The organism is Gracilibacillus dipsosauri (assembly GCF_003176895.1).
Lineage (GTDB): Bacteria > Bacillota > Bacilli > Bacillales > Amphibacillaceae > Gracilibacillus > Gracilibacillus dipsosauri.
Genome location: NZ_QGTD01000004.1, coordinates 388,809 through 407,777, shown reverse-complemented (window position 1 = coordinate 407,777; position 18,969 = coordinate 388,809). Strand labels below are relative to the sequence as shown.

The 18,969-nt window shown below is 37.8% G+C and carries 22 protein-coding genes; 16 read left to right on the top strand and 6 right to left on the bottom strand.

Annotation, left to right across the window (positions count from 1 at the left end; translation table 11 throughout):
• Positions 1 to 427 precede the first annotated feature (427 nt).
• The 3 genes from DLJ74_RS03780 to DLJ74_RS03770 are packed head-to-tail and all read left to right on the top strand — an operon-like array spanning position 428 to position 2,720.
• A complete protein-coding gene (locus DLJ74_RS03780) occupies positions 428 to 976 on the top strand; it encodes a sigma-70 family RNA polymerase sigma factor (RefSeq protein ID WP_054860817.1) in 549 nt (182 codons plus the stop codon).
• 3 nt (positions 977 to 979) lie between these two features.
• The gene (locus DLJ74_RS03775; RefSeq protein ID WP_109983421.1) at positions 980 to 1,429 is read left to right on the top strand and encodes a PadR family transcriptional regulator; all 450 of its coding nucleotides are present in this window, start codon (positions 980 to 982) and stop codon (positions 1,427 to 1,429) included.
• Positions 1,410 to 2,720 (top strand): FtsW/RodA/SpoVE family cell cycle protein, encoded by a 1,311-nt coding sequence (locus DLJ74_RS03770; protein ID WP_109983420.1) that lies wholly within the window; start codon positions 1,410 to 1,412, stop codon positions 2,718 to 2,720. Before DLJ74_RS03775 ends, DLJ74_RS03770 begins: the two co-directional genes overlap by 20 nt.
• A 23-nt stretch (positions 2,721 to 2,743) precedes the next feature.
• On the opposite strand, the gene DLJ74_RS03765 is transcribed toward DLJ74_RS03770, so the two are convergent.
• Both DLJ74_RS03765 and DLJ74_RS03760 read right to left on the bottom strand, forming a co-directional pair.
• Entirely contained in the window at positions 2,744 to 3,274 is a 531-nt protein-coding gene (locus DLJ74_RS03765) for a DinB family protein (protein WP_109983419.1), read from the bottom strand.
• Between the two features lie 20 nt (positions 3,275 to 3,294).
• A complete protein-coding gene (locus DLJ74_RS03760; protein WP_109983418.1) occupies positions 3,295 to 3,507 on the bottom strand; it encodes a hypothetical protein in 213 nt (70 codons plus the stop codon).
• Between the two features lie 275 nt (positions 3,508 to 3,782).
• Between DLJ74_RS03760 and DLJ74_RS03755 the strand changes: the two genes are divergently transcribed.
• On the top strand, positions 3,783 to 5,507 hold the full coding sequence (locus DLJ74_RS03755; RefSeq protein ID WP_109983417.1) for a methyl-accepting chemotaxis protein: 1,725 nt from the start codon (positions 3,783 to 3,785) through the stop codon (positions 5,505 to 5,507).
• Between the two features lie 36 nt (positions 5,508 to 5,543).
• Here DLJ74_RS03755 and DLJ74_RS03750 read toward each other — a convergent pair whose 3' ends face one another.
• Entirely contained in the window at positions 5,544 to 6,554 is a 1,011-nt protein-coding gene (locus tag DLJ74_RS03750; protein ID WP_109983416.1) for an HAAS signaling domain-containing protein, read from the bottom strand.
• Positions 6,554 to 6,892, bottom strand: coding sequence for a PadR family transcriptional regulator (locus tag DLJ74_RS03745; RefSeq protein WP_109983415.1), 339 nt, complete (start codon positions 6,890 to 6,892; stop codon positions 6,554 to 6,556). The genes DLJ74_RS03750 and DLJ74_RS03745 overlap by 1 nt, the downstream gene beginning before the upstream one ends.
• A gap of 182 nt (positions 6,893 to 7,074) precedes the next feature.
• Between DLJ74_RS03745 and DLJ74_RS03740 the strand changes: the two genes are divergently transcribed.
• Together DLJ74_RS03740 and DLJ74_RS03735 are read left to right on the top strand one after the other, a co-directional pair.
• Positions 7,075 to 7,626: a DUF1697 domain-containing protein gene (locus DLJ74_RS03740; RefSeq protein ID WP_109983414.1), complete on the top strand. Its 552-nt coding sequence runs from the start codon at positions 7,075 to 7,077 to the stop codon at positions 7,624 to 7,626.
• 91 nt (positions 7,627 to 7,717) lie between these two features.
• On the top strand, positions 7,718 to 8,533 hold the full coding sequence (locus DLJ74_RS03735) for a ZIP family metal transporter (RefSeq protein ID WP_109983413.1): 816 nt from the start codon (positions 7,718 to 7,720) through the stop codon (positions 8,531 to 8,533).
• A gap of 49 nt (positions 8,534 to 8,582) precedes the next feature.
• On the opposite strand, the gene DLJ74_RS03730 is transcribed toward DLJ74_RS03735, so the two are convergent.
• Together DLJ74_RS03730 and DLJ74_RS03725 are read right to left on the bottom strand one after the other, a co-directional pair.
• The gene (locus DLJ74_RS03730) at positions 8,583 to 10,043 is read right to left on the bottom strand and encodes an MDR family MFS transporter (protein ID WP_109983412.1); all 1,461 of its coding nucleotides are present in this window, start codon (positions 10,041 to 10,043) and stop codon (positions 8,583 to 8,585) included.
• A gap of 428 nt (positions 10,044 to 10,471) precedes the next feature.
• Positions 10,472 to 10,948 (bottom strand): SRPBCC family protein, encoded by a 477-nt coding sequence (locus DLJ74_RS03725; RefSeq protein ID WP_109983411.1) that lies wholly within the window; start codon positions 10,946 to 10,948, stop codon positions 10,472 to 10,474.
• 213 nt (positions 10,949 to 11,161) lie between these two features.
• Between DLJ74_RS03725 and DLJ74_RS03720 the strand changes: the two genes are divergently transcribed.
• The 10 genes from DLJ74_RS03720 to DLJ74_RS03675 all read left to right on the top strand — a co-directional run bounded on the left by DLJ74_RS03720 (position 11,162) and on the right by DLJ74_RS03675 (position 18,949).
• On the top strand, positions 11,162 to 11,680 hold the full coding sequence (locus tag DLJ74_RS03720; RefSeq protein ID WP_109983410.1) for a P-loop NTPase family protein: 519 nt from the start codon (positions 11,162 to 11,164) through the stop codon (positions 11,678 to 11,680).
• 38 nt (positions 11,681 to 11,718) lie between these two features.
• A complete protein-coding gene (locus DLJ74_RS03715; protein WP_109983409.1) occupies positions 11,719 to 12,189 on the top strand; it encodes an HIT family protein in 471 nt (156 codons plus the stop codon).
• A gap of 78 nt (positions 12,190 to 12,267) precedes the next feature.
• Entirely contained in the window at positions 12,268 to 13,227 is a 960-nt protein-coding gene (locus DLJ74_RS03710) for a M23 family metallopeptidase (RefSeq protein ID WP_109983408.1), read from the top strand.
• A 151-nt stretch (positions 13,228 to 13,378) separates the two neighbouring features.
• Positions 13,379 to 13,969, top strand: coding sequence for a lysophospholipid acyltransferase family protein (locus DLJ74_RS03705; protein WP_181397423.1), 591 nt, complete (start codon positions 13,379 to 13,381; stop codon positions 13,967 to 13,969).
• A gap of 26 nt (positions 13,970 to 13,995) precedes the next feature.
• Positions 13,996 to 14,553: a cysteine hydrolase family protein gene (locus DLJ74_RS03700; protein ID WP_054860809.1), complete on the top strand. Its 558-nt coding sequence runs from the start codon at positions 13,996 to 13,998 to the stop codon at positions 14,551 to 14,553.
• Positions 14,554 to 14,568: 15 nt separating this feature from the next.
• Positions 14,569 to 15,033: a VanZ family protein gene (locus DLJ74_RS03695; protein ID WP_109983407.1), complete on the top strand. Its 465-nt coding sequence runs from the start codon at positions 14,569 to 14,571 to the stop codon at positions 15,031 to 15,033.
• A gap of 18 nt (positions 15,034 to 15,051) precedes the next feature.
• The gene (locus tag DLJ74_RS03690) at positions 15,052 to 15,855 is read left to right on the top strand and encodes a class I SAM-dependent methyltransferase (RefSeq protein WP_109983406.1); all 804 of its coding nucleotides are present in this window, start codon (positions 15,052 to 15,054) and stop codon (positions 15,853 to 15,855) included.
• A gap of 17 nt (positions 15,856 to 15,872) precedes the next feature.
• Positions 15,873 to 16,334: a DinB family protein gene (locus DLJ74_RS03685; RefSeq protein ID WP_109983405.1), complete on the top strand. Its 462-nt coding sequence runs from the start codon at positions 15,873 to 15,875 to the stop codon at positions 16,332 to 16,334.
• Positions 16,335 to 16,430: 96 nt separating this feature from the next.
• A complete protein-coding gene (locus DLJ74_RS03680) occupies positions 16,431 to 17,483 on the top strand; it encodes a LacI family DNA-binding transcriptional regulator (RefSeq protein WP_109983404.1) in 1,053 nt (350 codons plus the stop codon).
• 188 nt (positions 17,484 to 17,671) lie between these two features.
• A complete protein-coding gene (locus DLJ74_RS03675) occupies positions 17,672 to 18,949 on the top strand; it encodes an ABC transporter substrate-binding protein (protein ID WP_109983403.1) in 1,278 nt (425 codons plus the stop codon).
• Positions 18,950 to 18,969 lie beyond the last annotated feature (20 nt).

The following is an 18,969-nucleotide window of genomic DNA, read 5'->3' as shown; positions in this document are numbered from 1 at the left end:
ACAAAGGAATCCCATGCATTACATGTGATTTACTTTCTCTTCGTGTCCAAGGATATAAATGTATATGTCAAAAATGTGGCACAATGGAATCTATAGAAAATGCCGTGATGCGCAGTGTAGCAGAATTAAGGCTGCTTTTTCCCTCAGAAAAGATTACAACGAAAACCATTCATGAATGGTGTGGAATGATACCATCTAAAAAAAGAATTCAAAGATTGCTAGCAAAACACTTTATCAAAGAAGGTAATAACAAGGGAGCTTATTATAAATGAAGTGTGGGAAAGGTGATTTATTTTTTGTATATTGGACAGTGTGACAGAGATTTGCGCTCATGCTGTCCAATATCCGGACAATCTGGATCAAATAATCCTTTTTCAAACCAAATGCTAGCTAGCATCGTCTAAAATAGAGAAAGGGGGTTAGCTAGATGAATGAGCTTGAGCAAATAACGATCATAGATGACGTGATGGAGGACAAAGAACAACTCATCACGCAATTAATGGATGAATATAGTGATGGGATCCTGTATCTCGTTTATACATATGTAAAAAACCGTACGATTGCGGAAGATTTAACACAGGAGATTTTTTTGAAATGCTATGAAAAATTGGATCAATTTCATCACCAAGCTTCACTTAAAACCTGGTTATATCGGATAGCTAGTAATCACTGTAAAGATTACCTTAGAAGCTGGCATTACCGAAAAGTCAGTCTCACGGAAAAAATTTGGGACTATATTCCTTCTAAATCAAAAGAGGTGGAGGAGGAAGTGATTGCTAAACATCAAGGAGATAATCTATCTCAGGCAGTTATGTCTTTGCCGATTAAATATCGAGAAATCGTGTTTCTCCATTTTTATGAAGAGCTTTCATTCAGAGAGATCAGCAAGGTTACTACTGTCAATATTAATACGATAAAAACAAGAATGAAGCGAGCAAAGGAAATACTAAAGGAAAAGATGAAAGAGGAGGTTTAACTGATGACTGGCCCACTATTTAATTTAAAGAAAGCAATGAAAAAAAACGTTTTTCAAGACTTTTCTTTTTCGGAAGAGCGGAAAAATGCGGTAAAAGAAACGATAAGACGAAAACATTCTCAGCAGCAGCTTCATGTATGGCAGGAAAAGACTATCATTGCCGTATTAGAATTGCTGCAACTTCAGTCCAAGCACGGTTATGATATTTCCACACAACTTTTTCAGAAGCAGGAATTTAGTTTTCAAGGAGAAGAAGGACAGTTGTATACACTATTACACCTTCTCGAAAGTAAGAAAATGATCACTTCTGAATGGATAAATGAAAGAAAATACTATACCTTAGCATTAAAAGGGAAAAAATGCGTAACAGGCTATTACACAGAGAGCTCGAAGTCCTTCTTAGAGCTAAAACAGTTGATGGAGGAATGTACTTATGAATTCAAGTCTTATTAAAGAATTTTTAAGTAAAGTAATCTCCAAAGTGAAAGCAAAGGAAGCTCATAATTTGATTGAGAAAGAGCTAGTGGATCACCTTCAAGAGTTGAGTCTATCCTATCAACAAAAGCAATTGTCTAAAGAGGATGCTGAGAAGAAGGCGATTCAAGAAATGGGAAATCCGTATACCTTAGGAGAGAGTTTAAATAAAGTTCATCAACCTAAAATGGATTGGTTCCTGATTGTTCTATTTTTAGCTATTGCAGCAATCGGTTTTGTCCCTTTAATCTATGGAGAACCGAGAATAATAAACGCTACTTCGTCTTTTGTGATAAAGCAATTAATAGGGTATCTTATATCCATAACGGTAATAATTGGAATTATCAAGCTTGATTATCGAAAACTAAAAAATGGGTGGACGTTTTTCTATGGAATTGGCTTGATGCTTCAGTTGTGCACGGTTTTGTTTGGGGTTACAGTTAACGGTTCTAAGAGCTGGCTTGCCATTTTTGGGGTAGGTGTTGATATGACACTTGTCACTTTATTTTTCTATTTTCTCGCTTGGACAGGAATATTCAGCAAAATGCATGTATTTAATAGTTGGTTAAAACAAGGGGCTTTAGTTATATTATTTTGGCTTCCGATCTCCATCTATTTAATTTTTCCAAGTTATATGGTGATGTTACTTTATTTTCTTTGTCTAGCCGTAATGTTTGCATTTTCTAATGTTCATAGAAAACTTGCAATCAAATTAGTGGCAGTGAATCTAATAGCAAGTCTCTGTTTTATTAGTATCATGCTTGTGAGCTCTCAGGGATATTTTATGGATAGATTGTTGGGTTTTCTACATCCGAATAGTGATCCCTATGGAGAGGGATACATGTATCTTTTATTGAAGGATGCCTTTTTACAAGCTGGATGGTTTGGTCATGGATTGGAACAAGAATTAACCCTCCATACCATCGTGAACACACATACAGATTTTGCCTTCCCATACCTTGTCTCTACCCTTGGCTGGGCATTTGGTATAGCACTTTGTACGGTACTTTTAGCATTTATATCAAGACTCTCCATAAATGCCTTTAAAACAAAAGATCGATATGGAAGATTGCTAGTGATAGGAGGTGCAACGCTATTTACCGTACCAACCATTTACAATATCCTAATGGGAGTAGGAATAGTACCAATTATCGGTATATCGATCCCATTCATAAGTTATGGTGTAAGCATCATTGTGGTGTACACGGTGATCCTTGGACTTATTTTGAGTGTTTATCGTAGAAAGGATATGGTAGTGGAAACATGGTGAATGAAGAAAACCTGTATCTTGAGCTATAAGGTACAGGTTCTTCTGTTATACCACTTTCTGAGCTGATTTATATGAGCTTGATGATAGCGGTTGTGATCAGCCATATGCCAAAGCCCCCAGCGGATGGTTGCTTGTTTTTCGTTTTTATGACCAAAGAAGACGATTTTTTCTAGATCATGATCGGTCAATTCTGTACAAGTATCTTCTAGCATGTTTAAAACCGTTTCATATCTAGACATAAGCGTATGGATAGATTTCCCCTCAATCATCGGAAGCTTATTATTCGCATCGATCATTGGTCCGTATTCCTCTTTTAAGGATAGCGGAAGTGGTTGATCCTTTATCCGATAAACCCAATTTAAATCAACATATGTGAGGTGCTTGATTAACTGAGCCGTACTATTATCTTTGTTATTCGGTCCTTTATAATCTACTTCTTCTTGACTCAAGTCCTCTGTAATAGATTGAAGGCGTTCGATATTTTCCTTCACTGCAGAAAATAATATTCCTACAATAGGAGACATGCTTGCTTCCCCTTTTAAATCATAGATCATCTCATTTCCCCTCCTAAAAATTACCGAAAATCATAGCTTTCATCCTGAACCTTTAGCTTTACTTGTTCTGTCTCTTTCGTTAAATTACTTAAAAGAATCGTATCGCCATCAAGCCAATCAATCTCGAAATCATTTCCGCTTGGACCAATCCAGAATACTTTTATAGAATAATCATTCAAAAGAGACTTAGATTCACTGACTACTTGTTTATCCGTTACATCGATGTTCTCCAAATGGAATGGTCCCCAATGAAAGACCGAATAAAAAAGATAATCACTAAGATTAAGATCTTAACAGAAAAAATTAGTAGTCGCTTATTTAGAATTAACATATAATCAACTCCCCTATCTCTTCTTCTAAAATAATAATACCATATTTATACAAACAAAGAGATAAGCGTTAATACCTATTCATATTGTAAATTGTTTGTAAAGAAATGATGGTCTTTATTCCTATTACCCATGACCTTAGGTAAAATACTATTGTACAGGAAGAAGGGGGAAGGACAATGGGCTTCGAACAGTTATCCATGAGAGCAAGAATCTTTATTAGTTTCGGTCTATTTTTACTATTATTTGTTGGTTTTGGAGTATGGAATTATACCCAATTCCACACGATTGCGACGAATACAGAGGAAATAGATGAGAGACATTTCCCCGCAATGCTTACCTCCACAGACACCTTCAAAAAAATGTATCAAATACATAATCAATTGCAGGAAATATCCCAACCAGCGATGAGTGTGACAACAAAGAATTTACAGAAAGAAATAGAAGCAATGGTAGCAGATTTAAACAACAGCATTCAAAGTATGGAAGATTATGTAGGTAAGGTCAATCATCAAGAAATGACAAGCCTGTTTGAGGAATACAAAAAGGCTTTAGCACAATATCAAGAGGCAGGAAATCACGTTATGACAGCAGCCTTAGATAAAAATTGGAACGTATCACAGGATGAAATGTATAAAAGTATTGCCTTTTTTGATCAGGCTAGTAATCGTATAGAGGCAATGCAGGAATGGATGGAACAGCACATAGCAAAGCAAACAAATGCGACGGTAGCACAAAGTGAGAATGCGATGCAGTCCAGTGTGGTGGTGGGTATTATTGCAGTTGCTTTTGCTTGCTTATTAAGTATTTTAGTACAGCGTTATATTCGTAAGCCAACCCAGCTGATTTCTAACTATGTAGATCAAATTGCAGCAGGCGACTTATCCTTACCACCATTACGGACAAAAGTGCATGATGAGGTGGGAAGGCTTACTTCTGGTATTAATCAGATGAAAAATACGATTCAATCCATTTTTCTAGAGATTAAACACCATAATGAACAAACGACAGAATCAGCGAGTCAGCTAACCTCTCAAATGAATCGAGCCATAGAGGACATGGAGAATGTCTCTAATGCAATTCATGACATGGCCCATCAATCTCAAGAACAGCAGGAGGAAATCTATCATTCTTCCAATTATCTAGAAACCGTGAAGCGGGAAGTTCATACCGTAAGTGAGTATGCGATGAATTTAAAGCTCTTAGGTCAGGATGCGAAGGAACGAACAGGTACTGGATTAGAAGATATGAAGAGTTTGGCAGAAAAAACAGATCTGATGGAGCAAAGTGTTTATTCATCTGCTTCGCAAATAGAAAAGCTTGATCATCAAATGGACCAAATCGATCAAGTGGTGCAAACGATCCAAATGATTGCTAGTCAAACGAATCTATTAGCATTAAATGCACAGGTAGAAGCGGCGCGGGCTGGAGAGTATGGCAAGGGTTTTGGTGTGGTAGCAGACGAGGTTAGACAGTTAGCAGATCAATCGAAATTAGCAACCGATCAAATTCATGCGATTATTGTAGAGATTACACAGCAAAAGGATGTCGTCATGGAAGAGATGAATGCAACAAAGCGCCATACGGAGGAAAACAGATCCAATATCGAGCGATCACAGGCACATTTTCATTTCATTGATGAAATGACAGGGAAGGTGGCAGAACAAAATGTTACTATTGTCGATCTTATGGAAACCGTTAATCATCGAGTAAGTGAGGTCATGCAATTTTTTACAAAAGTAACCTCCACTGCAAACCTTCAAGCAACGCATGCGCAAACCGTTGCAGCTATTTCAGAGGAAATGCATGCAGTAGTCGAAGAGGTGAATGATGGATTACGAATGGTTGCAAATTCGAGTAAAGCCTTGCATGAGCAAATCAGTCAATATCGGTTAACAGAATGATTCAGAGCAGGTGTCCGCTCTGAATCTTCTTCATTTCTATCTGTCCTTTACCTTGATGTTTGCTTTTTTATAAACGTCATAAATAGCAATAACCGTATAGACTATCGAAATTGTAACTAATCCCCAAGTCATACTGGCTTCGATTTTGCTTGACGTCGTATCAAATAATTCACCCGTTTTTTGTAGGAACTCGGTTGTAAAGAGATTCGATCGTGTGATTATCACAACGAAAACAACGGTGGTTGCCAATTCATATAGTGCCTGCAAGGAGGCAAGTCTGTAGGTCCATTGTTTTTTCATATATTTATAGACAGTTAACGCTACTTCTCCGATGATTAATAATACTACCCATGGCCAAAAGGAAAGAAGTATGTCTTGGTCAAACGCTGGTGAAACAAGCCTGAGCCCATTATCGCCATTCTCATATACACCAATTAATCGATCGGCATAAAAATAAATGGCTGCCCAAATAACTGTCCATATTAAACCAAAATGGAACTCATAATTTTTAATCCGCTTCTCTTTAGGTAGATATGTGACCATTTTTAAATCATCAGGCGTCCATGGCTTGAAGTTCATAGAAATAGGTGACCTATTGTTTTCCTTATCTGCCCGTTCCACAATGGCAAAGGTGACCGTTATCCAAAAAAATGTATGAATGGCAACAGTAAGCATATGCCAAATACCCTCCCCAATAATTTCTAGGATGGTCTCGAGAACCGCTCCACCTTCCACAGGATTCAATACCTTTACTGCTACTACTGTGATAAGGGAAAGAATAATGGAAATAGGCAATATCAGCTTTAGAAAGCTAGTATACACATCAAAATATTTTGGCCCAATTAAATGCATCGGCTTTTCACTATATTTACTTGCTAAAATAGCGGGATTCCCTAGTGATTGAAGGGCTTCTTTCACATCTTCCTCGTCATAATCCTCTGGTAACATATCATAGATCGTGGATTCAAGCTCTAAACCAATATCCTCTCGACTTTTCTCTGGCAAACGTCTTGTCACTTCTTGAATGTACAGGTTAATCATCTTCATTATTCCTCTTCCCCTTCATTTAAGACATCATAAAGCTTCTTCGTACTAGTTATCCATTCGGCCTTTAATTGATGGAAAACTTCTACCCCATATTCGCTTAATTCATAATACTTCCGCGGTCTTGTATCTGTGGTATCCCAGCTACTGGTAACGAGCTTTTGCTTTTCTAGTCTTCTGAGCAAAGGGTACAAGGTATTTTGCTCGATCGTTACACCAAGCTCTTCTAGCAATTGCACGAGTGAATAGCCATATTGGGGCGTTCTGAGCTGACTTAAAACCGCGAGTGTTAGGTTTCCTCTTCTCAATTCTGTCAATAAGGAACGAATTAATGGATCCATGTTTTTGCCTCTTTTCCATACTGTATGACACACATTATTTTTTATACTGTTTATCATACACTATTGTGTGATGACAAGTCAATAAGAAAAGTCACTAATTTTTAAGCAAAAAAAATAGACAAATAGAAGAAATCTCGCTAATCTTAAATTATTTAATATATAAGATGGAAAGGAAGATGGTTATGATTTATGTCGCACTTCTTCGCGGAATTAATGTCGGTGGGAAAAACAAAATCGACATGAAGCTATTGAAACAAACATTTGAACGGGTTGGAATGAACGATGTGGTGACATATATTAATACAGGCAATATTATTTTTTCGTACAAGGAAATAGCAAAAGCCGATCTATCACAGATCTTAGAAGAAGCTATTCAGCAGGATTTCGGGCTGGAGATTAAAGTAGTCATTCAAAGTTTTAATGAAGTCAAAAAAATCGTCGATGCGATTCCTAGCACATGGAAAAATGACAAAGAAATGAAAAGTGATGTCTTATTTTTATGGGAGGAAGTCGATGATGAAGCAGTGCTGGAGAAATTAATCATGAAGCCAGATGTAGACACCGTGAAATATGTCCCTGGTGCGATTCTATGGTCGGTTGCTAAGAAAAATGTTACCAGAAGTGGTATGGGAAGAATGATTGGAACCAAGTTATACAAACAAGTTACAGTAAGAAATGTCAACACTACTCGTAAGATATATGAAATCATGCAAGCCCAGATACAAGCCTCCTAATTGAATTACCTTCCTTTATCCTTTAGAATTTTACCTAAGGAAACTTTTTGGGAAGAATAAAAACACCTTACATGTCAGAAGGAGATAGAACATGCTTGATTTTTTCCTGGATCTTCACCCGGTTGTACAAGCGTTAATCGCCACATCATTTACATGGGGAATGACAGCACTTGGAGCTGCCCTCGTCTTTGCTACGAAAACATTAAATCAAAAGCTGTTGGATAGCATGTTAGGCTTCGCTGGTGGTGTGATGATCGCTGCGAGCTTTTGGTCTTTACTCTCTCCAGCGTTAGATATGGCTGAAGGGGATGGATTGCCTGCTTGGATACCGGCAGCAGTAGGTTTTTTACTTGGAGGATTATTTCTATGGGGAGTCGATAAGATTCTCCCACACCTTCATCCTAATTCCTCGATTGAAGAAGCAGAGGGGATCCAACCAAGTAAAAAAAGACGAAGCACGCTATTAGTCCTTGCTATTACGCTACACAACATACCTGAAGGGCTTGCTGTTGGTGTCGCGTTTGGAGCCGTTGCTGCAGAGTTCCCCTCATCTTCGTTGGCAGGAGCGATCGCTTTAGGAATTGGTATAGGTATTCAAAATTTCCCAGAAGGAGTCGCAGTCTCCATGCCACTTCGACGAGATGGAATGTCGCGAATGAAAAGCTTTATGTACGGACAGTTCTCAGGGATGGTGGAGCCTATTTCTGCTGTTATAGGGGTATTAGCTGTTACCTTAATCGAACCACTTTTACCATATGCCCTAAGCTTTGCTGCAGGGGCGATGATTTTTGTTGTAGCAGAAGAAGTTATTCCAGGCTCACAGGAGGAAGGCAATAAGGATTTAGCATCGATGACCTTAATGATAGGTTTTACTGTCATGATGATATTAGATGTCGCGCTTGGGTGAGGTTAAATAAAAAAGTTCAATGATGGTCCGACCATCATTGAACTTTTTTCTACTGGTTTTCTAGTGGCTTCGCACGGTAAACAAAGAGCGCCAAAATGAATGAGACTAGTGCAATCCCGAAAGCGATAAAATAGACAAGCTCGACACCACTAACCAATGCTTGATTGATTGTCGTAGGATCATTTGGTGTAGTCGCATTATCTAAGATGGCATTTTGACGAGCACTCATTATGCTGACAAATACCGATACACCAATCGCTCCCGCAACAGGCTGTAAGGTTGTCATGATCGCTGTTCCGTGAGGATATAGCTTTTTAGGCAATTGATTTAATCCATTTGTTTCTGCAGGCATCATAATCGCAGATACCGATAGCATTAATAATAGATAACTGACAACGACTAGCCAAACTGGTGTCTCCATATCTAATCTGCTCATGATAAACATGGTGCTACTTAACACGATGGTCGCAGGAATCATCATCACCTTAGGACCAAACTTATCAAACAAGGAGCCCATCACGGGTGACATAAGACCACTTAATATACTCCCAGGTAATAAAACTAACCCAGCCGTAGATGGGGATAATGCCAAAGGTCCTTGCATAAATAGTGGTAAAATAATTTCCGAAGCAAACATTGCCATGATAATAATTAAGAACATAATGACAGCATGTGTATACATCGGATATTTAAAGACCTTTAAGTCCATGATTGGTTCATCTAGCTTGAACTGTCTTATCGCAAAGATGATTATTGCGACAATTCCCACAATTATAGGAATATAGGCATTCGGTGTAAGAAATCCTAATTCCCCGTGACCTGCTGAACTAAACCCATACACAATCCCACCAAAACCAATGGTAGAGAAAATTAAGGATACCATATCTACCTTAGGCTTCGTCACTTCTGACACATTGACTAAATATCTGTAGGCAAAGAAAAAGGAAAACACAGCAAAAGGAATCACTGTAATGAATAAATACCGCCATCCTAAATGCTCCACGATAACACCTGAAAGGGTTGGCCCGATAGCTGGTGCAAACATAAAGACAAGTCCAACAAGCCCCATCACCTTTCCTCGACGTTCAGGTGGAAATACTAATAAAAACACATTAAAGATGATCGGAATTAATAGTCCTGTTCCAATCGCTTGAATTAATCGTCCAACAAGTAAAATCGAGAAGCTAGGTGCAATCGCACAAATACTCGTACCGATTGTAAAGATTGTCATCGTTCCTAAAAACAATTGCCTCGTAGAGAACCATTGTAATAGGACAGCAGAGACTGGTGTAACAATCCCCATCACGAGCATAAACCCTGTAGCCATCCATTGTACGGTTGTATACGTAATACTAAACTGATCCATTAATGTCGTCAGGGCAATATTTAACAATGTTTCATTTAATATCGCAAAGAATGCTCCAATAATGAGAGAAATCATGATCGGCATCACTTTCACATTTGGATCATCTGCTAAAAACTCATATTTTTTAGATTGATTTTCTGTCATAACTAAACTCCTTTTTAAAGAAAATAAAAAACAAGCTATGGCTCATAGCTTGCGTCCGTAACGAATCTGCGCCATATCTGTAACGAATATGATGCATTATCCCCAATTGTTCGTAAAAAAACAAAAAGAGGAAGATCTAGCTCCCCCTCTTCTATGTGGTATATAGTTTTTATGAAAACAGGCAGACCGATCCCGAATACCCCGCAAGCTAGCGGAGCCTTTACATTATTCAGTTAATAATGCAACATAAATTTCGGAATCTAATAAGATCATTTTCATAAAAACCTCCGTTCCCTAATATAAGGAATATAATAACATAATTTAGCTTTTATAGTAAAGAAAAATTTTTATTATATTTTCAAAGTGATGAATGTAGGACGAGGTTAGAATTTTATTAAATGACAAAGTAGAACAATGCTGCTAGCTTGTCATTCGGTAAAGATAGCAAGATTCTCCAGTGTGGATCTTAAACCTATGTCGTGATCCTCCTTTCTTATCCCTTCCGGTACGTTCTCACAAATGATAGTAACCTTTGTGCCTTCAGAAATATCTTCAAAAAGCCATTTCTGAATCATTTCACCAGAGAATGCAGGGTCATCAGAATTAAATTCTACGGATTGCACAATTCGCTTATTTGGAACCAGTTCCAGAAACTTCCCTTGGGCTACATCTGTGTTTTCCGTAGTCTTACCAGGTGCCGATGGATCCATTTCATATGTAAGGGTCAATTGATAGGTTCCACCTTCGCGTGGGTTAAACGTATCAATATGCCCTGACATTCCTTTTGGTGGAAGCCATGAAATTAATGCTTCTGGATTCACGAATGCCTGAAAGATCGTTTGCGGTGATGCTTTAATCACTTTTGAGGCAGAATCTGTTCTCCTAATACTTGAATCATTTGCCATGATAATATCCTCCCTGTTGACGTTCTTTTCATTTAAAGCTTATCATATAGGATTGCTAGAAATTTCTTTTCGATTGCTTTCATAAGCACTAATATTTAGACTAACAGTTATAAAGATTCAAAGTATAATATTTCTAACAAATATACTCTCCAAATTTCAAACCTGTTATACTTATGATCATCAACAAGAATAATAGAAAAAGAAGGTGTCCAGATGAATCGAATCATGGTTATTGGAATTTCCCCAGGTGTAGGGAAGTCAACCTTTGCACGAAGGTTAGGAAATATACTGAATCTAAAAGTCTATCATCTAGACGCTTACTATTGGAAACCAAATTGGATCGAAGCCCCATATGAAGAATTTGCTAATGCCCAAAAGGAAATAGTGAAGAAAAGCCAATGGATTATCGAAGGAAATTATAATAAGACCTTTGATATACGCGCCGAGCATGCTGACACGATTATCTATTTAGAACTTCCTCTACGCGTTTGCCTGTATCGAGTCGTCAAGCGATGGCTAACGAACATCGGAAAAAACCGACCAGATATGGGAGATGGTTGTACAGAGAAATTGGATTGGCCATTCATCAAGTATATCTGCACCACGTACTATCCTCGTAAGAAAAAAATGCATCAACGATTTCAAGATTTCCAAAGAATTGCTCCTGAAAAAGAAATAATTATCCTGAATACGAAAAAAGACATGAAACAATATTTGGAAGAAATAAACTAACAAATAAATGATGAAATTCACAAACATAGGAGGTTCTCATGAATAGTGAAGAATGGAAAAACGATAGAATAGCAGCAGCACATAAAGGAGAAAACCCAATGGTTATCGCCAAAATGAGAAGTGGTTTTGCAGTGATGGGTGACACACAATTTCTGCCTGGCTATTGTCTGCTTCTACCTTGGAAAGCCTACGGTTCCTTAGAGGAGCTAGATTTTCAAAAAAGAAGTGAATATTTGCTAGATATGAGTTTAATTGGAGAGGCTATTACTGTGGTATGTAATCCGAGAAGAATCAATTATTCGATCTATGGTAATACAGATGCTTATTTACACTCCCATATCTTTCCACGCTATAATTGGGAGCCTAAAGAAAGGATTCCTTATCCCGTATGGCAATACCCCAGCAATAAATGGTTTGATGCCGAATATCAATACAAAGAAGAAAAGCATGGAGGACTTAAACAGAAGCTAAGTCATAAAATTAATGAATTAATGGAAAAAGCATATTAGTCACGGCAATTTGTTAGAGATGAAACCTTCCCCCTTCCAAAACGTAAACCATATAAAGAAAAAGAAGGGAGCATTCTCATGAAACGTTTAGGAAAAATATCTCTAGCATTATTAGCAGTTATAGTTATCGTTGCCTGCTCCAATAAGAAAGGCTCTAATGGAGAAAACGATAGACCTTCCCAATTTTTTCCACCGGAAGACCTACCCGAAAAGTTTCTAGCAGGTGAATTTGAAGCGATTTACCATCAAACGAGTAAGGCCTTTCAAGAATCGGTGTCATTGAAAGAGTTCAAAAAGCTCGGTAAAGATTTTACTAAAGGAGTCAATAACTTTGAGTCTGTTTCTACCATGCCCGTTCAAGCCTTTACAGAATATCAATGGATAAGTGATGCAGGAGACAAGGGGATTCGCAGTTATTTTGCCGAGGATTACACGATCGAAGGCTTGCAGGTATTACCGATTCATTCCTATGAGAGTGATGAGGTGTATACGAAAAATACGTATCAGATGCCAATGGCCGGTGAGTGGGTTACCTTCTGGGGTGGTACGAATGAGCTTGTCAACTATCATTATGCAGTGGAAAGCGAAAGATATGCCTATGATTTAGTGATAGTGGAGAATGATTCTACTTTTGAAGGGGATCCAACAAAAAATGAAAGCTACTATGCTTTTGGCGAAGACGTCCTTGCCCCTTATGATGGAATAGTAGTATCTGCAGAAAATGAGATAGAGGACAACACCCCAACCGTTGATACCAATGAAAAAGAACCACTTGGGAATCATGTCATCTTGAAGCATGAGCATCAGGAATATAGTGTAATCGCCCATATTCAGAAAGGATCCTTAAAGGTAAAAGAAGGGGATCAGGTTAAAGCAGGTGACTTGTTAGGTTCTGTTGGCAATTCAGGTAATTCTAGTGAGCCACATATTCATTTTCATGTAGCGGACGGAGAAAATTGGCTTGAAGCAACTTCTATCCGAATCAAGTTAAAGGATGGGATAGAGCCTGTTCGTGGAGAAAAAGTGACAGGGTTTTGATGGCATGTTATACGAGAAGACGATCCATCGGTAACAATGGGTCGTTTTTTCCTTTCTTCAAAAGGGCTCAAAATCTGGGATATTATGTTATTATAGATGAAATAAAATGAAGAGCATCTAGTATTCTTTCGTTCTAGCAGGAGGAATGGAAATGTTGTACACAATAGGCAGATTTATCATGAAATTATTTATTAATATATTGGGGGGAGGGATACGGGTTATTAATAGAGATAGAATACCTGAGGATCTCGATAGTTATGTAGTGGTTTGTACACATCGAACGTGGATGGATGTGATTGCATTAGGGGTCGCAATGAAGCCCACTCCTCTACACTATATGGCGAAAAAGGAGCTTTTCGGTACGAAGCTTACTCATTGGCTTTTCCAATCACTACATGCTTTTCCAGTAGATCGAGCAAGCCCTGGACCGAGCTCACTAAAAATTCCCCAAAGGTTATTAAAGGAAGGAAAAGTTGTGGGGATTTTTCCAGGTGGCACTAGGTCTAGTGAAAACAGTGGGTTGAAACGAGGGGCGTATGTGATTGCAAAACGAGCAGGAGTCCCCATTGTTCCAGCCGTTTATCAAGGGCCGATCACATTAAAAAACCTATTCAAAAGGCAAAAAATTTATGTCAATTTTGGAGAACCAATTGATTTAGGTGAATATAGCTCAAAAGACAGTGAAAGAGTTTTGCAGAATATTCAGGAAGCGTTTTTTGCATTAGATAAAGAATTAGATTAGTAAGGTATAAGAAAGGAGAGGAAGATTTGAATCAATTACTGCTAATTATCGACGCACAGCAGGAATTAATGGATGGGAATGAGACAGAAAGTGGGGTATTTCATAAAAGTCAACTAATTAAAGCAATCAACCTAGTTATCGAAAAAGCGAGGAAAGCTGATGTTCCAATTGTTTTTGTAAGGGATTTAGACGTGGCGGAAGGAAAAGGAGATGGCTTCGAGATTCATAAAGAAATAAAGGTACCAGATCATGCGGAATTATTTGATAAAGAAGCTACTAATTCCTTTCACGGAACAGGATTGTTGGAGCATTTAAGATCCCAAGAAACCAAACACATTGTCATCATGGGCTGTGAAACACAACATTGTATCGATAGCGCAGTTCGGACGGCAACGATTAGTGGCTTAGATGTCACCTTAGTCGCGGATGGCCATTCGACAAGAGATACGGAAACCTTAACTGCCGAACAAATTATTCGTCACCATAATGAAACATTGCATGGTCATTATAATGTCGAACACTTTTCCGTTGTCCGCAATTCAAGGGAAGATCTATTTCAGCCGACACATGACAACTATAGATAATCCAAGGAGATAAAAATGAAAACAGCAATAAAAGTAGTGATCGGTCTCAGTTTTTTACTATATGCATTTGTAATGATCATGCTATTATTTTTTGACTATAGGGGGACGATGGGAAATGGTCTTTCCTTTTTCGAATATGTAAAGAGTTCCTCTAATTTTGTCCCATTTGACACTATTAGGACCTATTTGCAGGTAATGCTGAATGGAAGTATGAATCGAGATATCCCGATAAAAAATCTTGCTGGGAATATTATTCTTTTTATTCCAATTGGTATTTATCTACCATTTTTTATGGGGAGGGCGAGAAAATTAGGTGCAGCATTACTTTTTATGATGTTGATCTTGCTCCTGATTGAATCTATCCAACTAGTTACAAGAAGAGGCGTCTTTGATATAGATGATTTTTTTTTAAATATGTCTGGTGCTCTCATTGGATTCGCTATTTGGAGAATTAAGATTGTGCAAAAGTGGCTTACATAATGAAAGGAGTAGTGTAAGATGTCTTACCATGCAAGCAACGCAAATATTGGATGGGAAGCAGAGGTTAACCGATTAAAAGCACAAGCCTTGATGGGATGGGAAAAGGAGTATAAACATTTAATATGGCATGGTTTAACTGATGGAATGAATGTGTTAGAAGTGGGTAGTGGGCCAGGCTTCGTAACGGAAAAGCTTCTGGAAAACCTCCCCAATAGCAGCATTACGGCATTAGATATCGATGAAAAATTAATCACCAAAGCCAAGCAAGCTCTTCATCCCAACCCTAGACTTACTTTTATGAAGGCATCTGTGTATGATACAGGTCTTCCTAATGATTCGTATGACTTTGTGATCGCACGTCTTTTATTCCTTCATTTATCTGAACCGAAGAGAGCGGCAAGAGAGATTTATCGCGTATTGAAACCGGGTGGAAAGCTAGTAATCTTGGATGTAGATGATGGTGTATTTGGCGTTGTGGAACCAAATATAGAGAACCTATCTACGATTGTTCAGAAGCTGATTGATGTGCAAGCTCAAGCCGGAGGTAATCGTGAAATCGGTCGTAGTTTGCCAAGATTACTAGCAAAGGCTGGCTTTTCTGATATTGATATGGATGCTGTCACAGTTCATAGTGATCTAGTTGGCTTAGAAGGCTTTAAGGAACAATTTAACCCGAAAAGATTTGAGAGACTTTATAAAAATGGTATTCTTTCTGAAGCTGAGTTTCGGAGTATAGAAGAAGCGCATAAAAATTTAGTCCGTGATCCAGAAGCCTATGCGATGATGATTTTTCAATTGGCATCTGGCAGGAAACCTTATTAGGAAATGAGGAAACAAAAATGAGTTTAAAACAACATTTACTAAATCAATTTAGAGCTTGCCATAATCAAGATAGTTGGTTTGTATCGTTAAAAACTGCCATAACTGGTTTAAGTTCAGAGCAAGCTGCCTATAAAACTAATTTTACCAACTCTATTAGTGAGATTGTTCACCATCTGTATTTCTATAATAAGTTAGAATTAAATCGAATGAGGAAAGTGAAGGACAATACTAGGGTTTCGGATAATAAAGAAACATTTAGTGAGGAATCAGATTGGGATGAGCTTGTAAAAAAGATATTTCGGATTATGACAGAATGGGAAGAAGAGATCGAGAATAGTGAGGAGGAGAGGTTAAAACGATCCTGCGAAAGTCTTACCTATATCAACTTACACAATGCATATCATATTGGACAAATCGTACATATTCGTAAGGATCGGCAGTTTTGGGATAAGGGGCAAGGCGTAGATTATACTATATGATTTTAGCGTTGGACAAAAATTGAAAAACTTGACAATCGAATAAGAAACATTGAATAATGAGTACGGTTACATCAACAAGAAAAAGGAGGTGGCAACGTGCGTGTAACAGCAAAAATGATTGCTGAAGAGCTAGGTTTATCGATTGCTACGGTAGACCGTGTGCTCAATAATCGAAAAGGGGTAAGTATTAAAACAGTAGAAAAAGTAAAATCGAAAGCACAGGAATTGGGCTATAAGCCGAATAGAGCAGCGAAGTTTTTAGCTACACAAAAAGTAACGAATATTGCCTTTATTTTACCTGTATTTCCGAATTATTTCTGGGATCTTCTAGATCATGAAATTAAAGAAGGGGCAGCCCTTTATTCAGAGTTTGGCTTAAGGGTAGAAGTGCTCCGCGTACATACTGTCCCAGAGAATCAACAAGTAGAATATGTCCAAAAGATTGTTAATATAGGAGAGTATGACGCTATAGTCATCGCTGCTCATGACTCGAAACCTTTAGAAACTATTATTGAACAAGCGATGAAGAAGAATATCGCTGTTTTCACTATTAACACAGACGTTCCAAATAGCAAAAGAATTGCCTATGTAGGTAGTGATTATTATGATGCCGGTTTTTTGGCAGGGGAATTAATTCACCTGTTTGAAAAACAATCACAAGAAATTATTATCATAAGGGAACAAGAAGACACCTTCCAGATGGTGAATAAGGAAAAAGGCTTTAAGGATTATTTCTGCAAAACAAATAAGGATGTCCAAATAAGGGAGATCAAATACGATACCATTGCCTATATAAAAGAAGGGATGGTCGAGCAGCTCATAAAAGACCATAGTGAACTCCTACAAAAGGCAGATGCCGTCTATATTGCTGGAGGTCTATTGGATAAAGTCACCCATTATATTGAAAAATGGGATAACCGACCGATTTTAATTGGTCATGATATGAACGAATCGATTTATCATGCATTCGAGCAAGATTTGATCACGGCTTCTATTTGTCAGGATCCAGTAGCACAATCTGCTTTTACGTTAAAAAAATTGACGCAATATTTTCTAGATGAAGACAATAACTCGATTGAATCCTATATTGTCAAGCCTGAAATCGTCACAAAAGCGAATGCGAAGTATTATATGAATAGAGCAAAATAAATACTTCTTACAAAAAAATGAGGTACGTATCTCAAAAAATGATTGACGTACCTCAAAAAATGGTTTATGATACAAAATAGTTAGAGAATAAAGTCTTTATATTTTTTTCAAGTAAAATGAGGTACGCACCTCAGGTTGTTATTTGAAAATGGGCATGTCATTCAAAAGTTAAACGAGGAGGATAAGGAATGAAAATTAAATTAAGCTTGCTCTCAATTATTTTATTAGGATTACTTGTTGCTTGTGGTTTAAATGAAAGCGGTGACAAATCCGGGTCAGGAGATAAAACAGTCATAGATGTGTTTAATATCAAGGTAGAAACGACAGACCAATTAAACAACTTAGTGGAATTATATGAAGAGGAAAATGAAAACGTAGACATTAATGTGACAACAGTAGGTGGTGGACAAGATGCCGCTTCCGCACTCCAGGCAAAATTCTCATCAGGCGAAGAACCGGCCATCTTTTTACTAGGTGGGTTATCTGATGTCGAAAAATATCAAGATTATCTATTAGATGTATCAGACATGGAAAGTGCAAAAACAGCCATTGAAGGGACATTAGACGGTGGGTCTATGGATGGGACACCTTATGGTATTCCTTTAAATATTGAAGGATATGGCTGGATGTACAATAAAGACATTTTTGAACGAGCTGGGGTAGATCCTGCTTCGATTGATAGCTATGAAGCGTTTAAAGAAGCGGTAGAAAAAATAAATGAACAAAAAGAGGATCTAGGTATAGAAGCTGTGTTTGGATTTAGTGCAAAAGAAGACTGGGTAGTAAGTCAATATTCTAGTCATTTTACCGCACCAGAATTTAATAATAACGTCAAAGAGGCATTTGAGGCAGATCAGCTAAACTTTGAGTATGGTGACCGAATGAAGGAGTACACCGATTTATTTAACAAATACAATTATCAACCAATCTTATCACTAGATTACAGTACTTCTGTAGAAGAATTATTTGCGAATGATCAGGTAGCAATTATTCACCAAGGTAACTGGATTGTTCCTTCATTAAACAGTTTAGATGAAAGCTTTGTCCAAGAGAAATTAGGTATTCTTCCTCTATTTGTTGGACCAGAAAACGAAGGAAAAATCGTTGCAGGCCCTTCCTGGTATTGGGGGATTAATAAAAAGAAAGACGATGCTGTTGTAGAAGAATCGAAGAAATTTTTAGATTGGATGTATACCTCTGAAAAAGGTAAAGAGCTAATTGTAGAAGATTTTAAATATATTCCTTCCCACGAAGGATATGATCCTGAATCGATATCTGATCCTGTGTCAAAGGAAGTATATGAGTACTTGTTAAATGATAAGTCAAGAATCTGGACAAATAATCAGTACCCAGATGGCTTCTTCTCAGAGGCTTTATTCCCAGAATTCCAGAAATATTTAGACGGTCAAAACAGCTGGGAAGAGTTTGAAGAGAAAGTCGGAGAATCTTTTACGAAGATGCGATAACATTCCCAAGGTTGGTGGAG

Coding starts and splice junctions, on each gene's coding strand:
- DLJ74_RS03780 (WP_054860817.1), top strand. CDS start 428: ATGAATGAGCTTGAGCAAATAACGATCATAGATGACGTGATGGAGGAC.
- DLJ74_RS03775 (WP_109983421.1), top strand. CDS start 980: ATGACTGGCCCACTATTTAATTTAAAGAAAGCAATGAAAAAAAACGTT.
- DLJ74_RS03770 (WP_109983420.1), top strand. CDS start 1,410: ATGAATTCAAGTCTTATTAAAGAATTTTTAAGTAAAGTAATCTCCAAA.
- DLJ74_RS03765 (WP_109983419.1), bottom strand. CDS start 3,274: ATGATCTATGATTTAAAAGGGGAAGCAAGCATGTCTCCTATTGTAGGA.
- DLJ74_RS03755 (WP_109983417.1), top strand. CDS start 3,783: ATGGGCTTCGAACAGTTATCCATGAGAGCAAGAATCTTTATTAGTTTC.
- DLJ74_RS03750 (WP_109983416.1), bottom strand. CDS start 6,554: ATGAAGATGATTAACCTGTACATTCAAGAAGTGACAAGACGTTTGCCA.
- DLJ74_RS03745 (WP_109983415.1), bottom strand. CDS start 6,892: ATGGATCCATTAATTCGTTCCTTATTGACAGAATTGAGAAGAGGAAAC.
- DLJ74_RS03740 (WP_109983414.1), top strand. CDS start 7,075: ATGATTTATGTCGCACTTCTTCGCGGAATTAATGTCGGTGGGAAAAAC.
- DLJ74_RS03735 (WP_109983413.1), top strand. CDS start 7,718: ATGCTTGATTTTTTCCTGGATCTTCACCCGGTTGTACAAGCGTTAATC.
- DLJ74_RS03730 (WP_109983412.1), bottom strand. CDS start 10,043: ATGACAGAAAATCAATCTAAAAAATATGAGTTTTTAGCAGATGATCCA.
- DLJ74_RS03725 (WP_109983411.1), bottom strand. CDS start 10,948: ATGGCAAATGATTCAAGTATTAGGAGAACAGATTCTGCCTCAAAAGTG.
- DLJ74_RS03720 (WP_109983410.1), top strand. CDS start 11,162: ATGAATCGAATCATGGTTATTGGAATTTCCCCAGGTGTAGGGAAGTCA.
- DLJ74_RS03715 (WP_109983409.1), top strand. CDS start 11,719: ATGAATAGTGAAGAATGGAAAAACGATAGAATAGCAGCAGCACATAAA.
- DLJ74_RS03710 (WP_109983408.1), top strand. CDS start 12,268: ATGAAACGTTTAGGAAAAATATCTCTAGCATTATTAGCAGTTATAGTT.
- DLJ74_RS03705 (WP_181397423.1), top strand. CDS start 13,379: ATGTTGTACACAATAGGCAGATTTATCATGAAATTATTTATTAATATA.
- DLJ74_RS03695 (WP_109983407.1), top strand. CDS start 14,569: ATGAAAACAGCAATAAAAGTAGTGATCGGTCTCAGTTTTTTACTATAT.
- DLJ74_RS03690 (WP_109983406.1), top strand. CDS start 15,052: ATGTCTTACCATGCAAGCAACGCAAATATTGGATGGGAAGCAGAGGTT.
- DLJ74_RS03685 (WP_109983405.1), top strand. CDS start 15,873: ATGAGTTTAAAACAACATTTACTAAATCAATTTAGAGCTTGCCATAAT.
- DLJ74_RS03675 (WP_109983403.1), top strand. CDS start 17,672: ATGAAAATTAAATTAAGCTTGCTCTCAATTATTTTATTAGGATTACTT.